The sequence below is a fragment of the Alcaligenes sp. genome (assembly GCF_050255915.1).
In the GTDB taxonomy this organism is placed as follows: domain Bacteria; phylum Pseudomonadota; class Gammaproteobacteria; order Burkholderiales; family Burkholderiaceae_B; genus Alcaligenes; species Alcaligenes aquatilis.
On the sequence record NZ_JBFWIQ010000009.1, the window covers coordinates 183339 to 196717 of the forward strand.

A 13379-nucleotide genomic window follows, 5' to 3' on the forward strand; every position below is an offset into this window, starting at 1 on the left:
GGGTAGTTCGCGTTGAGTTCATAAGATTCTACTTCCCAAATAACACATTTGATTGGCTAAGTTTATCACCTTCGCCCACGATCGCGGTGCGGTAACACCACAAAAAAACCACATTTGGCAAAGAATTCAGTCCATGCGGGGATACCAGCTACGGTAAAAGGCCCATTCCTCAGACTCCGAGCCATCTTTCATCAAACAGGTTCCATAAGCGCCACGCTCACTTTCGTGAACAATGGTTTGTCCGCCCATGCTCTGACAAAAAAGCGAGGCCAAGTTAGCCTGGGTCGCTGGCGCAGTGCTCGTTTGGCTGGAGCTGGCGCATGCCGATAACATCAAAGAGCCTGCACAAGCAGAAACTAAGCGGAAAAACATGATTTCCTTCTCCTTGACCTGATGTTTGCTAAGGCCTGGTTTGTCATTTGACACGATGATTGACCAAGCAGCGTCTGCTGTTAACGCAAGCTAGAAAAAGCTTTCAGGCGCTGGACGCGAAACAGATCGTGGAAATAGCTTACTACACTTGTTAGATAGGAAAAGTGAGCAATGGCAGGCGTGCAGCAAAAGCAACACGTTAAGTAAAAGAAGAAGTTGAAATCACGCGTAAGTAGCCGGGTTTTATGACAAAGTAAGACAATGCCCGGCGCAATTTATGAGCGATGCAGACAGAAAGACAGCAAAATAAAGCCCAGGATCCCGCAACCAGCCAGCATTAATACCACTGGTACATAATCGATCAGATTCAAGGTAGTAATCATGGCGCACATCCTGAAATTTCAACTAAAACAAGCTTGAAACCATGGTAACTGCCCCTCCTCAGAACATGAAGTCAACGATTGTCAAGATCCCGTACAGCACAGACACAAAGACCAGGCTCGAGCCACACGAGCGTATTTCTGCAGCAAACAAGCTCGCAACATGGAACAACAGCCTCTGCACAGACACTTCGCGTCTGCGCTCTATCCACTGAAGACGGTAAAAATTGCGTAAACCACGGGGACTGCCAAGGGCGTAACCATTAATAAAGCCGTATCACGTTTCCATGTCTTGGGACGGGTATGACAGAGTGTGATGCCCAGTAAAACCATCACCAGTAGATATAAACCGACAATAATGACAGTGACAGCCATCTCCCCTTCCTTTGCGATTGTTTTTACTGTGTTCTTTTATTCAATACTCACCAAGCCAGAACGTCATCCGCGCTTTGCCCGAACATAGGCGGAAACGTATTGGCCGCCCACTGTTCCAACCTTGCTGCCGCTGCCTGGTTGGCCAAATCCAGGGCCTCTAGCGGTTCCAGGCCCCGTTTCCAGGCCAAGGCAAAGTTGGACAGAAACGCATCCCCGGCCCCAACTGTTGAACGCACCATGACTTTACTGGCAGGCTGCACATAATGTTGTCCATTAAAAGCCAATACCGCCCCCTGCACACCCAAGGTAATCAGCACAGCTTGTTGGGGATGATGTTGCAAACGCGTGGCCAGCTCGCACGCTTGATGAATGGATAATTCCAGCTCAATATCGGTGTCCTTAACACCTGCCAACATTTGGGCCTCTACTGCATTTAAACCGAGCACATCGGCCCGCGCGCAAACTTGCTGAAATCCAAGTCCTTGATGCTGCAAACAAGCCACACTGGGATTGACCACTAAACAAGCTGACGTCTCGCTTCTTTCAGCTAAGGCCTGCGCCAAACTTTCCATAGGCTGCAAGGCAACAGGGGCCACGTAGATCAAGTCTGCTTGCAGATCTTGAGCCTGAACACGCAAGCAGGCATTGGCACCTCGTCGGGCCAGCACCGAAGCACTTCCGGAAGGCCCTACCAGAACAATGGCTTTACCTGTAGGTTGATCAGGGCAGCGCTGCATACTGCTGACATCAATACCTAGTTGCTCAATATGGGTTCGCAAACAGCCGCCTAGGCCATCTCGACCCAGCGCCCCCAAGAGTCGAACCGACTCGCCTTGCTCCATAAAACTGGCTGTCGCATTTAGTGCACCGCCGCCTGGATACAAGTCGATCGAACCCACTTCCTGCTTGTCACCACGCGCCAGCTCGGCTGGCATGCCAGAGACCACAATATCAACGGTAATACTGCCAATCACGACAAGCTGCACCCTGAACCTCGGCAATGAAAAAAAGAGAGCGGAAATCTGTTTGGAACAGTATACCCACGGGCTAGAACGGGTAGTCCCTGGTAGAACATCAACGCTGGGCAGTCGGCCAGAGCCCAGCAACCGTGCGACCTGGTTCCAGCAGCACAAAAACGTCAAAGAAGCGAACTAACAATTCATGCTGCAGATATCACAAAAATCTGGCTCAAGATAAAAAGGCATGCTAAATTACTGTTCATCCATACAGCAAAAAAGAAGCATCATGTCCTATACCATTACTTTGCACGACGCTCCTTCCGATATCACCGAACGCGGCCGCCGCGAGGCTGAGGAGCGTTTTCGCCGCAGCTTAGAAAAAGTCATGCAAGGCCCGGAGGCTGTGGTCCAGGCCTATCGAGCCTGGCAATTGGCCGAAGAAACGGCAGAGACGGAGTTATCCGGCGAGGACATTGCCCTGGCCAAGAAATGGATTGCCGCTGCCACGCGCGCCATGAGTGACGGCTTTCGCGATCTGGGCGAGTCTGAAGCGTACTTTGAAGTCCGCATCGAACGCTGACAAAAAAGCCAGCTTTTCGCTGGCTTTTACTCTCTGGCTTCAGGACTTTGCTGAAGGGTGGTCACGACGCATCAGCTCCCACTCCTCAATCACCGTACCATCCGGCAAGGTGCACATGCCCACTTGCCCAGTTGGTGTATTGACGATCTCCAATCGCCCACCCTTCTCCACGCAATAAGCCGAAGCCGGGTTGGCCATACCCACGGGTGGCTGTGTCGAGGCTTGATTCGCGCAAGCAGACAAAACGCCAACCAGTCCCAAGATTCCCCATTTCTTCATCGTGCTCTCCGGATATGTTCTGTCCTGCAGTGTACTGTGTACAGGCTAGTTCTCAGGCTGATCTTGTAATGCAGTCAAAGGATTGGCAATGGTTTCCCAATGCTGACATCGAACCGAGCGGTGCTCGCCTTCAGGGATGAGCTTGCAGTTCATGCCAACCTTGGCTTTACCATGCACAAAAGGAAAGGCGAAATCGTAACGCGCCGGTATCCAGACTTTCAGGGATTGATCGTGAAAACCCATCTTCCCCTTGGCGACGAAACGGGCCAGACCTTCTTCAAAATAATCAGGGCCATTGTCGTAAATGAAGGGCCGTAACACTGCTGCGCCCTTTTCATTCACATAAACCCAGCCTTGCTCATCTTGCGTCAGGCTCAGCCCTTGTGCGGCGGGACTGAATACAGGCAGTAGAGCCAGTATGAAAGCGGACAGGGCTGAAATAACCCGACACCCGAATCCAGCTTGCGGCCCTGTCATTGCTGGTGCAGCACCAGCATTCACGTATGGGCCTATACCCTTGTCCCTATCAGACACAGTGCCCACCTTAGTCACCACACTAATACGATTACTGGCACCAAGCTCAGCCCCAGCCTTACAGCTTGCGCGCTTCAAAGGAAATAATCCCGTCCGTATCCTGAGGCGTCTTGCCATATTGATACCCGCCGGAGATAACAATCTCACCAAAGCCCAACTGCTCCAGCGCCATGCGCAGTTCCTGAACGCCCCACCAACGTAGCGAGAACTGTTCCAGTTGGGTTTCCAGCAAGACACCATGCTCCCATAATTCGTAGCGATGCATTTCACGGCTTACCTGGGCACAGTAATCTTTATCCAGAGCAGTGGCATTGAGGGTAATCAGCCCATGCGGCGGTGCCGACCAGGTCCGCATTCCGGGCTGCACATTCACAATCGCCGCCACCGGGTCCAGATCCAGCAACAGCCGTCCACCTGGCTTCAAGCACGCATGAAAACGGCGTAGCGCGGCCATGCCTTGCTCAAACGAATCCAGTAGTTGAAAAGAGCCGGCCGGCACCACGATCGCCTCCAAAAGACGATCTGCCGTGAAATCCGTAAACCCTGCCAGTTGAAGCGGCGAGTTCAAAGACCGCAGTTCCAGTTCACGCTGGCAGTAATCCAGCATTTCCTGGGACAGATCGAAGCCGCTGACATCCAGCCCTGCTTGCAGCAAGGGAATCAAAATGCGGCCTGTGCCTACTGCGGGCTCCAGAATTGGCCCGCTTGTGCCATGCAAACGCTCCAGGTAGTACTCCACATCCCCGAAAGATCGTCCTACCGGCTTGTCCAGGTGATACACCAAGGAAGCCAGCTTGCCGTAACGATTGTTCATCATTGTTCTTACACTCTACTATTTATCTTGCTCAACAGCCTGAACACGCATTTCAGCGCCGTCCACTGCCAACACCACAACTGCAGCGCCCTGTTCCAGATTCTGGGTCGCAGTGGCACTGTAATAACTATCGTTAAGCCGAATACGCCCACGGCCACTCACAAAACTTTCGCTGACCTGCGCATGGGCGCCAACGTAAGCACTCAAGCCGGTATTGACAATGTCAGGCTGATTGGCCCGGCTGCGCCGCTGCCAACGCACACCGACCACGACCCATCCCAGCATGGCAACAGCCAGAATCAACCATTGCAACCAGTTGGGGGCATCCGGCCAGGCAGCCGCAAACAAGCCCACCGTCAAGGCTCCCAGACCCAGCCAAAGCAAATAGACACCGGAGATCACGACCTCGGCAGCGATCAGCACGACGCCAGACACCAGCCAATACCAGAAGGAATCAAAAATGAACGACAAGATCAGCTCCCCCAGCTATTCACTTAGCTTTGTCCCAGCTTGCTGCCGGTGGTCTTGAGCAACTCGGTCACGCCCGCCACCGCACCCGTAATGCCGCTAGCCTCCAAAGGCATCAGCACCAGCTTGCTGTTAGGACCCGTACCCACATCACGCAAGGCTTCCACGTACTTCAGGCCGACAAAGTATTGCAAGGCCTGAACGTCACCACTCTTGATGGCGTCAGACACTTCGCGGGTTGCACGGGCTTCGGCCTCGGCTTCACGCTCACGTGCTTCGGCACGCAAAATAGCGGCTTGTTTTTCACCTTCAGCACGCAATACGGCCGCTTGCTTTTCACCTTCGGCTTGCAGCACTTCCGCTTCTTTCTGGCCGCTGGCCTTAGTCACGGCTGCACGACGATGGCGCTCTGCCGTCATCTGCAGATTCATGGCTTCTTGCAACTCGGGCGCCATATTCAAATCGCGGATTTCCACACGGGTGACTTTCACTCCCCAAGGTGTGGTGGCCGCATCCACTGCCGCCAGCAAACGATCGTTAATGACTTCGCGGTTGGACAACATATGGTCCAGTTCCATCGAACCCAAAACCGAACGCAGGTTCGTGGTCGTCAGATTCACAATAGCCAGTTCCAGGTGATCAATTTCATAGGCTGCCTGGGCCGCATTGTCGATACGATAAAACACCACACCGTCCGCTGTCACAGCCACGTTGTCGCGGGAAATCACACTTTGTGAAGGCACATCCAGCACAGACTCCATCATTTTGAGTTTGCGGCCCACGCGGTCCATAAAAGGCACCAGCAAAGACAGGCCTGGCGTCAGAGTGCGGGTGTAGCGACCAAAACGCTCAACCGTCCATTGCTGGCCCTGGGGCACAACTTTGACCCCTGCCATCACCACGACCACAGCCAGAAACGCCAACACCATCACAAAAGTAAAGGAGCCACTCATGTCGATACCCTCTCCAAGAACACAACTGAAAAAGCGATTTTAGCCCAGCCTTAATGACAGATCCGCTAAAACGGATGTTTGACCACCCCGCAGCCTCTCTCAGTGCTGTTCGAACTGAACCGCGATGAAAAGAGCGCTCATACCAATCAAAAGAAAGAAACGATCAAGCCTTAGTACCGTGGTGGGGGCGCGTAGTGTCCACCGCTCTTATCGGCAGGAAAAGGATTGGGCGACTGCACGGCAGGTTGAGCCGGAGTCACCGGGCGCACTTCGTAAAGCACCGTACCGATCACACCGATATTGCGTGTATCACCCGCCAGGCTGTTTGCGGCATAAGCCCGATCCTTGGGAGAGAAACGAAACGCCGCCACTTCATCAGCACTTTTACGAAAGCCTTCGATGCGCAACACGGCCCCTGCCTGCAAGAGATAGCCATTATGGCTGCGGCTACCCGCCTTTCCCGACAAGACATCCAGACCATCTACCGTGGCAATGATTTCATAAGGCGTCGCGCTGCGATTGGTATAGACCAGGACGTAACGCTCGCCTGATTTGCCTGCCAATTGATAGTTCTTCTGCCCAATGCGGCTGTAAATAGTCAAAGGCCTGTCGCGTCCATCATGGATAGACAGCTCCACCTTGCCTTGATCGAGCAAGATGCTGCGCTGGGCATCCAGGTTCTGTCCCAACGCCTGGCGAATACTGCGCTCATCGGAATAAGCCAATTGCAGCTCATCGCGCTGCGGCTCGACGCGTTGGGCTGGAACAGCGTAGGCTCGTGACTCGCGCCCCTCTCCCCACTGCGTACCCAAGGTTGAGGCTGTTTGCGGTACTGAGGCCAATACCGCCTCACGCTGTGCCGACTGCTCAGGCAAACTACTGCACGCCGATAGCAAGAAGGCAGCGGCCAACACGCTCCAGCGTCGACGATGGTGTGCAGATAATAATGATTGAGACAGACTCATACGCTTCCCCTTTTATTAATACAAGAGCCATGAAGAGCCCCTGTTGAGCGCGAGTATTCCTGATCTTTACGCGTTTGTGCCGTCAGCAAATTTCTAAATTGAAATTGCCTGTATCAAGACAAAATACTAAGGAGACAAACCAGGCCCCGCAAACAGGCCTACTATGACCATCATCCCTTCAAGCGAGCCACGAGCATGGATATTCAGAATTTACCCTTTTGCACCGTTAACTGGTCCGACATTACTCCCACTGAACACAAAGGCGAAACAGGCATAGCCTTGTGGCGCACCCAGCAATTTGGCCCCATTCGCGTACGCATGGTGGAATACAGCCCCGGTTATCTGGCCGATCACTGGTGTGTAAAAGGCCATATGTTGTTGTGCCTGGAAGGCACGCTGGAGACAGAACTAGAAGACGGACGTCGCTTCACCCTGGAGCCGGGCCAGTCCTACCATGTGGCCGATAATGCCGAACCGCACCGTTCCTCCACCCAGACGGGCGCCAAGCTCTACATCGTGGATTGACGCCTATTACGTAAAAACATCCTTTGGGCGGTCGTGCCTGACTGCTTGAAGGGTGAGCCATCCCTACTGTTCAGACGCTCTTTCGTGTCGTCTACGCTTCACGGCCCCTCACCCTACCGTTTTCCATACCCACTATGGCCAAGTCTCTGATGACTTCGGCTCTCCTCATGCCGCTTCCTGCCTCTACATCAGATCGCTTGGTTCCCTGCTAAGCGACCCTCATCCGGCTTGCTAGGACACATAGAAGTGCTGGCCTTGAACCACGCTAACAAACGCAGCCTCTAGCTCACTGCGAGCTGCCTGATCTCCACATCTGCCTCTGCCTCTGCCTCTCCCTTCAACAGGCTATTTCAGCGTAGCGAAATAATCCTTATTTGATTTCAACATCGACTTTTCGGGAAGGCCAAAATACACTACCAAAACGTTTTGGTTGAACGTAGAATTCAAAACCAAATCGTTTTACTTATCACGCAACAAAAACCAAAAGGCTGCGGCAGGCTCTTGAGAGACTAGCAACGCAGCACAGGAGACACGGATGAAAGACACCCCCACTGCGCAAGTGGATGAGCTGTACTCCCCCCAGCGCATGATTGCCTTCGGACTGCAACACGTATTGGTCATGGCCGCCTCACCCATCGCGGCTGTGTTCTTGATGAGCAAGGCCCTAGGCTTTGATACGGCACTGACCACTGAACTGCTTAGCGCCACTTTTCTGGTTTGTGGCATAGGCACCTTGATCCAATCCTTCGGTCCGGCCGGCATAGGCGCCAAGCTGCCTTTTGTGATGCTGCCCGGTGGCGCGCCCATCATCTTGTTCATTTTGATCGCACAACAAACCGATCTGCCCACCGCCTCGGGCGCGGTGATTCTGTCCGCCCTGCTGTACTTCCTGATCGTCCCTATCTTCAAACGCTTTTTGCGTTATTTCCCATCGCTGGTGATCGGCATCATGCTCTTGCTGGTTGCCATCAACCTGGCGCAGATCTCCGGCAAGCTGATTGCCGGCACGCCCGGTACGGCCAATTTCGGCAATACCGACAATTTGCTGCTGGCCCTGATCACTATTGCGTCTACGGTGCTATTTGCCCGTTTGCTCAAGGGAATGTGCCGCCAGTTGGCGATCTTGCTGGGCTTGATGGTGGGCGCCTTGTCCGCTGCCTTGATGGGCGACATCAGCTTGAGCGGTGTGGGCAGTGGCTCACTGTTGGCCCTGCCGTCCCCCTTCCCCTTTGGCCCTCCCAAGTTTGATCTGATTGCCGCTTTGCCGCTGCTGCTGTTCACCTTGATTTCCATGGTTGAAGCCACTGGCCAGACCATTGCCTTGAATGAAGTCCTAGGCAAAGAAGGGGAAGCCGAGCAACAGGCGCAAGTCCCCAATACGATCCGTGGCGACGGACTGGCGTCTTTGCTGGGTGGCATTTTCGGGACCTCGCTGATCATTACCAGCGGCGAGAACATCGGCATCATCCGCGCCACCCAAGTGCGTTCCCGCTATGTCACGGCGGTAGGTGGGCTGTTCCTGATTCTGTTTGGTGTGTTCTCGCCCCTGTCCGCGCTGATCAGCGTCATCCCAGCCTCTGTCATTGGCGCAACCGGCCTGGTGGTCTTTGCCATCGTGGGCACCATGGGCATAGATATGTTGCGCAAAGTAGACCTGCGCGGTCATGCCGCCATGTATGTGGTTGCCACGGCCTTGGCCGTGGGCTTGCTGCCCATCGTTGTCCCCGGCATCTACGACCAACTTCCTTCGCAACTGCGTTTGCTCTTGTCCAACGGCGTTGCCATAGGCGCTCTGACGGCGGCTGTCCTGAACTATCTGTTCATTCACGTCGGCCAGCGTTCCCCCAAAACCGCCCCCCTTCAACATTCTTGATGAGCTGTGCCATGAATCACGCTTCTTTATTCCAATCCCATGAGCTGGCTCAGGCCCGCATTCTGGAGCCTGAACATCTCTTGTTACCGCAAGGCCCCGTCAGCGGACACGCTGTGCTGATTGAAGAAGGTCGCTTCAGCGATATTGGCACGGTGGAAGAAATTGCCTCCCGTCACCCCGGGCTGCCGCGCCTGAGCTTACCCGGCCATTTGCTGATGCCCGGCTTTGTGGATGCACACCATCACGTCACTCAGTCTTATGGGAAGTCGCTGGTATATGGCGAGCCTTCGGAGATTTTCCGCCGCGTCTGGGTGCCGCTGGAAAGCACTTTGAATGCCCGCCATCTGTATGCGTCCAGCAAGCTGTCTGCCCTGGAAGCCTTGCGGGGTGGATTCACCACGGTTTGTGATGCGGGCACTCGTTCATCCGAGGATCTGGACGCGATTGTGCAAGCCACCACTGACGTAGGCCTACGCTGCGTTCTGGGCCTGATCTGCAACGACAAACACAGCGCGGTACTTTTGGACGCCGAGCCTATTGTGGCTCGCGCCCAGGCCCACCTCCAGCAATGGGAGCACCATGCTTTGATCAGCCCTTCACTGGCCATCTCTATTCCCGAAGCCGCCAGTGATGCCATGTTGCATCGTATCTACTCCATGAGCGAAGAAGCCGGTCGGGTATTCCAGACCCATGCCAACGAGCATCTGGTCGCGGTGGAACGTTCCCTGAATGCTCATGGCCGCCGCCCGATCGAGCATCTGGCTCATATCGGTGCCCTGGGCTCGGCCTCCTTGCTGGCCCATGCCACCTTGGTCACCCCCAGCGAAGTCCGTCTGCTGGCCGACTTGAATGCCGCCGTTTCCTACAACCCAGTTGCCAGCGCCTGGAAAGGCAATGCCGTCGCTCCTGCCGAAGCCATGCGTGTTCAAGGCATCCGTCTGGGCATGGGGACGGACGGCACTCGCAGCGATGCCTTCCGCATGATGGATTATGGCGAGGCCGCACAACGCTTTGCCTTCGGCATGATGGTGGGCGACTCCTCTTGCGGCGCGGGTTGGACCTGGCTGGACATGGCAACCCGAGGCGGTGCCGAGGTCGTGGGCCTGGGTACTCAAACTGGGCAGATTCGAGTGGGTGCGCAAGCTGACTTCCTGGTGCTTGACCTGCAGGTGCCTGAGATGACGCCTTCCTGGGATCTGCCTTGGGAGCTGGTTCGGATTGCCGCCCGCGATCAGATCCGGGCTGTGGTGGTCCAAGGCAAGCTGCGCCTCTGGCAAGGCCAGCCCGTAGATTGGGATCCCCTGCCCTTGCTGGAAGAAGTGCGTGAGTTGGCTCGTCATGCGGTCGCGCAATCAGACATCCGCAAACTGCATGCGCCGTCTACCGAGCACCTGGCTCGTCGCGCAGCACAAGAAAAGGCCTTGGCATGACGGCTGGTTTGCTGATTGCTTTTGCCGCCGTGTTGGCAGGTGCCTTTATCCAGGGAGCCAGCGGCATGGGTTTTGCCCTGATTGTGGTTCCGGTGTTGGCTTTGGTTCATCCCGAAGCCATACCCGGCGCCCTGTTGTTCCTGATGCTGCCACTGAATGCCTATGTTGCCTGGCGTGAACGCGAGGGGATTGATCGCACCGGTGCGGGCTGGATCACCGTCGGACGTTTTGCGGGGACATTTGCCGGTTTGGGGATTTTGCTGGTGCTATCGACTTACTGGTTAAACCAATTTGTCGGCATCAGCACCTTGCTCGCGGTGCTGGCTTCAGTGCTGGCACCCAGCTTCACGCCCGGTAAAAAAGCGTTTATTGCCACAGGCCTGGTCACCGGCATCACTGAAACCGCAACCGGTATTGGTGGCCCACCCTTGGCTCTGGTGTACCAGCATGCCCCCGTCGCGACTCTGCGCTCAACCGTCGCCTTGTGCTTTCTGGTGGGGGAAGTGATCTCGCTGCTCGTGCTGGGCATCTCCGGCGCACTGAAGTGGTCCCACCTGAGCTACGCCGTTTTATGCCTGCCCGCATTGTTATTAGGCATGGGATTAAGCAGCCTGGTTCATCACAGGCTGGATCAACGCCGTCTGCGTATTGGGGTTCTGATATTTGCGACCGTCTCCGGTCTTGCCGTTATGCTGACTTAAACATCCAACTGTGTAGAGGCACGGGCCCTTAGCTCCGGCTTTGGGCCCAACGCCGACAGGCGGCTCTTATCGCCCGACAAATGCTCAAACAGCAGCTCTACCGCCAAGGTCGCCACTTGTTCCAGATGCAGATCCACAGCGGTCAGAGCGGGTTCTGCGGTACGAGCACGCAAACCGTCGTAACGGGTCGCAATCATCACATCTTGCGGGACGCGCAAACCGGCTTGCTGGACCGCGGCCAAAGCGCCCACCGCGAAAGCATCCACAGGCACACATAAGGCATCCGTATCGGGATACTGTGCCAAAAGCCGAGTGCAGGCATCAAACCCACCCGCTTCACCCAAGCTTTCCTCTACCTGCATATAGCGCACCGGCATGGCGTGCGCGGCGGCGAAGTTCTCGTAGGCCTTTTTATGACTGGCATAAGAGTCTCGCGCGGCGCTGCTTTGCACCAAAGCAATACGTCGCCGCCCCTGTTCCCACAAATGGTTCAACAGCAGATGCGCGGTTGCGGTGGACTGTAGATCAATAAAGGGAATGCTGTCCGCAGTGCCACCCTGACGCCCAATCGACACCAAAGCCACGCCACGCTCCTGCAATAAGCGCACATTGGGATCATCCGTCATGGGCTCCAACAAAATCGCCCCATCAATATCCAGCCCCTCCAAAAAGGCCTGGGCATTTTCCAAGGGGGGCACGAACACCAGAGCCAGACCGCGCCTCATGGCCGCTTCGGCCGCAATCCCCGCCACTTCCATCATGAAACCCAAACGCGACACACCGCCCGACACAGCAAACGGCATGGACGATACCAGCGCTATGCTGTTGGCCGCCCCCGAGCGCAAACGCTGCGCCCGCACATTGGGCCGGTAGCCCATATCAGCCGCGATCTGCTTGACCTTGGCACGTGTAAGTGGGTCCACCACACCTCTGTCATTCAAGGCATGCGAGACAGTGGTCAACGACACCCCTGCCGCTTTGGCGACATCGCGGATAGTGATACGACGAGAAGAGATAGCAGATGAACGTGGCAAGGCTGAATCAATCAGAAAAGGGAAAGAGAGAAAAATAGCATAGGCCCTGACGGACTTGTGTACGCGCAACAAGGCTATGAATCCGCCATGCACAGCCGTCAGCTACACAATTTCACAGCCAGTTGCCATCGTGACACCCACAGCCCATGGAAAGGCCAGCAGTAGGTACGGCCCATCAGAACAAGTCTGAAAACCCCTTGATCACGTTTAGTCAGAGGCCATATTACAAGTTAATACCTGCCCAAGGGAGCACTAGCATTTTGATTTCCCCTCCAGCAGGCAATTGGTTTTACGCTGCTCCCGAAGTTGGTCTTGCATCAATCTACGGTTTTCTTCTTGTTGCGCCCGCAGTTGCCGCAAGGTCTGCACCCGCAAACCATAATCCGCATCCTGTGCATAACCGTCTCCCAGGGGACGTTTGGCCATTTGATAGCCAAAAACCGGAATCCGGGGAAGGTGCACCCGATTGCTATACGAGACCCGGTATCCACTGAGCCACTGCGCATAACAAGAGTCTGTATAAAGAACCCCTAGGCGCTTATCGTCATCGCTAAGCGCATAGCGAATGGTCAGTGGGGTCTCACCATAGACGCTGCCATTGCAAACGACAGTGGCTCCTTCGGGGTCGCTATAATAAGTAACGGCGATACTGGAGCAAGCGCCAAGAAGCAGGGGAAAACATAAAACAAACAAGGTCTTGACACCATTCATTCTTTTTCTGCTCCGTATTATTTCAAGCCACCAAGCGCAATAAACCATAATTTAAGGTAGCCCAGTGGGGATTCCCTGTCATAGGCAATTCAGCATTGGAATATTATCAATAAACGACAGGGCAAACCTTAAAATACATCACTATAAAAACCAGAACTCTTGTGCACCAATGAAAAAGCCGCCCATAGGGCGGCCTGGCTGGTTAATGGTCTCCGCTGTTCTTGGAAGGTTTATATTGAATCGTGTTTACTCGGGAAATCACTGGGCCAGTTCATGGGCATATCATTCATCTCCAAGCCTCCTGAAGCGCGCCGCGATAACTGCGGCCTCGGAGCCGCGATAAACGCCCCGCCCGTAGGGCGTCAAAGGTTGAAAGAGAATTGCAGAAGCGCCCAGCGCGCACAAACGAGAAGGCCGCCTCATGGG

The 13379-nt window shown here is 54.9% G+C and carries 15 protein-coding genes; 5 read left to right on the plus strand and 10 right to left on the minus strand.

The window, feature by feature from the left end; translation table 11 throughout:
* Positions 1-126: 126 nt before the first annotated feature.
* Positions 127-372, minus strand: coding sequence for a putative hemolysin (locus tag AB7E06_RS13215; protein ID WP_094196573.1), 246 nt, complete (start codon positions 370-372; stop codon positions 127-129).
* 802 nt (positions 373-1174) lie between these two features.
* Positions 1175-2101 carry a carbohydrate kinase family protein gene (locus AB7E06_RS13220; RefSeq protein ID WP_094196572.1) on the minus strand — a complete coding sequence of 309 codons (927 nt, stop codon included), beginning with the start codon at positions 2099-2101 and terminating at the stop codon, positions 1175-1177.
* 271 nt (positions 2102-2372) lie between these two features.
* Here AB7E06_RS13220 and AB7E06_RS13225 point away from each other — a divergent pair, with 271 nt between their 5' ends.
* Positions 2373-2666 (plus strand): hypothetical protein, encoded by a 294-nt coding sequence (locus AB7E06_RS13225; RefSeq protein ID WP_003800394.1) that lies wholly within the window; start codon positions 2373-2375, stop codon positions 2664-2666.
* Between the two features lie 39 nt (positions 2667-2705).
* Here AB7E06_RS13225 and AB7E06_RS13230 read toward each other — a convergent pair whose 3' ends face one another.
* The 6 genes from AB7E06_RS13230 to AB7E06_RS13255 all read right to left on the minus strand — a co-directional run bounded on the left by AB7E06_RS13230 (position 2706) and on the right by AB7E06_RS13255 (position 6679).
* Entirely contained in the window at positions 2706-2945 is a 240-nt protein-coding gene (locus AB7E06_RS13230) for a putative hemolysin (RefSeq protein WP_094196571.1), read from the minus strand.
* A 45-nt stretch (positions 2946-2990) separates the two neighbouring features.
* Complete coding sequence (locus tag AB7E06_RS13235; RefSeq protein WP_427957246.1) at positions 2991-3479, minus strand: WG repeat-containing protein; 489 nt, start codon at positions 3477-3479, stop codon at positions 2991-2993.
* Positions 3480-3537: 58 nt separating this feature from the next.
* Positions 3538-4296: a class I SAM-dependent methyltransferase gene (locus tag AB7E06_RS13240; protein WP_094196570.1), complete on the minus strand. Its 759-nt coding sequence runs from the start codon at positions 4294-4296 to the stop codon at positions 3538-3540.
* A 15-nt stretch (positions 4297-4311) separates the two neighbouring features.
* Positions 4312-4764, minus strand: a complete 453-nt coding sequence (locus AB7E06_RS13245; RefSeq protein ID WP_094196569.1) for an NfeD family protein — start codon at positions 4762-4764, stop codon at positions 4312-4314.
* Between the two features lie 23 nt (positions 4765-4787).
* The gene (locus AB7E06_RS13250; protein ID WP_094196568.1) at positions 4788-5714 is read right to left on the minus strand and encodes an SPFH domain-containing protein; all 927 of its coding nucleotides are present in this window, start codon (positions 5712-5714) and stop codon (positions 4788-4790) included.
* Positions 5715-5884: 170 nt separating this feature from the next.
* Positions 5885-6679, minus strand: coding sequence for a hypothetical protein (locus AB7E06_RS13255; protein ID WP_376912898.1), 795 nt, complete (start codon positions 6677-6679; stop codon positions 5885-5887).
* A gap of 195 nt (positions 6680-6874) precedes the next feature.
* Between AB7E06_RS13255 and AB7E06_RS13260 the strand changes: the two genes are divergently transcribed.
* The 4 genes from AB7E06_RS13260 (at position 6875) to AB7E06_RS13275 (ending at position 11208) form a co-directional block, all read left to right on the plus strand.
* Positions 6875-7204 carry a DHCW motif cupin fold protein gene (locus AB7E06_RS13260; protein WP_427957249.1) on the plus strand — a complete coding sequence of 110 codons (330 nt, stop codon included), beginning with the start codon at positions 6875-6877 and terminating at the stop codon, positions 7202-7204.
* Positions 7205-7739: 535 nt separating this feature from the next.
* Positions 7740-9077: a uracil-xanthine permease family protein gene (locus AB7E06_RS13265; RefSeq protein WP_427957251.1), complete on the plus strand. Its 1338-nt coding sequence runs from the start codon at positions 7740-7742 to the stop codon at positions 9075-9077.
* A gap of 11 nt (positions 9078-9088) precedes the next feature.
* Entirely contained in the window at positions 9089-10507 is a 1419-nt protein-coding gene (locus AB7E06_RS13270) for an amidohydrolase family protein (RefSeq protein WP_094196565.1), read from the plus strand.
* Positions 10504-11208 carry a sulfite exporter TauE/SafE family protein gene (locus AB7E06_RS13275; protein WP_094196564.1) on the plus strand — a complete coding sequence of 235 codons (705 nt, stop codon included), beginning with the start codon at positions 10504-10506 and terminating at the stop codon, positions 11206-11208. The genes AB7E06_RS13270 and AB7E06_RS13275 overlap by 4 nt, the downstream gene beginning before the upstream one ends.
* Here AB7E06_RS13275 and AB7E06_RS13280 read toward each other — a convergent pair.
* A complete protein-coding gene (locus tag AB7E06_RS13280) occupies positions 11205-12242 on the minus strand; it encodes a LacI family DNA-binding transcriptional regulator (protein WP_094198335.1) in 1038 nt (345 codons plus the stop codon). The two genes, AB7E06_RS13275 and AB7E06_RS13280, sit on opposite strands and share 4 nt — an antisense overlap.
* A gap of 252 nt (positions 12243-12494) precedes the next feature.
* Positions 12495-12953, minus strand: coding sequence for a PEGA domain-containing protein (locus tag AB7E06_RS13285; RefSeq protein WP_094196563.1), 459 nt, complete (start codon positions 12951-12953; stop codon positions 12495-12497).
* Positions 12954-13379: the final 426 nt, after the last annotated feature.

Coding starts and splice junctions, on each gene's coding strand:
- AB7E06_RS13215 (WP_094196573.1), bottom strand. CDS start 372: ATGTTTTTCCGCTTAGTTTCTGCTTGTGCAGGCTCTTTGATGTTATCG.
- AB7E06_RS13225 (WP_003800394.1), top strand. CDS start 2,373: ATGTCCTATACCATTACTTTGCACGACGCTCCTTCCGATATCACCGAA.
- AB7E06_RS13230 (WP_094196571.1), bottom strand. CDS start 2,945: ATGAAGAAATGGGGAATCTTGGGACTGGTTGGCGTTTTGTCTGCTTGC.
- AB7E06_RS13240 (WP_094196570.1), bottom strand. CDS start 4,296: ATGATGAACAATCGTTACGGCAAGCTGGCTTCCTTGGTGTATCACCTG.
- AB7E06_RS13250 (WP_094196568.1), bottom strand. CDS start 5,714: ATGAGTGGCTCCTTTACTTTTGTGATGGTGTTGGCGTTTCTGGCTGTG.
- AB7E06_RS13255 (WP_376912898.1), bottom strand. CDS start 6,679: ATGAGTCTGTCTCAATCATTATTATCTGCACACCATCGTCGACGCTGG.
- AB7E06_RS13260 (WP_427957249.1), top strand. CDS start 6,875: ATGGATATTCAGAATTTACCCTTTTGCACCGTTAACTGGTCCGACATT.
- AB7E06_RS13265 (WP_427957251.1), top strand. CDS start 7,740: ATGAAAGACACCCCCACTGCGCAAGTGGATGAGCTGTACTCCCCCCAG.
- AB7E06_RS13270 (WP_094196565.1), top strand. CDS start 9,089: ATGAATCACGCTTCTTTATTCCAATCCCATGAGCTGGCTCAGGCCCGC.
- AB7E06_RS13275 (WP_094196564.1), top strand. CDS start 10,504: ATGACGGCTGGTTTGCTGATTGCTTTTGCCGCCGTGTTGGCAGGTGCC.
- AB7E06_RS13285 (WP_094196563.1), bottom strand. CDS start 12,953: ATGAATGGTGTCAAGACCTTGTTTGTTTTATGTTTTCCCCTGCTTCTT.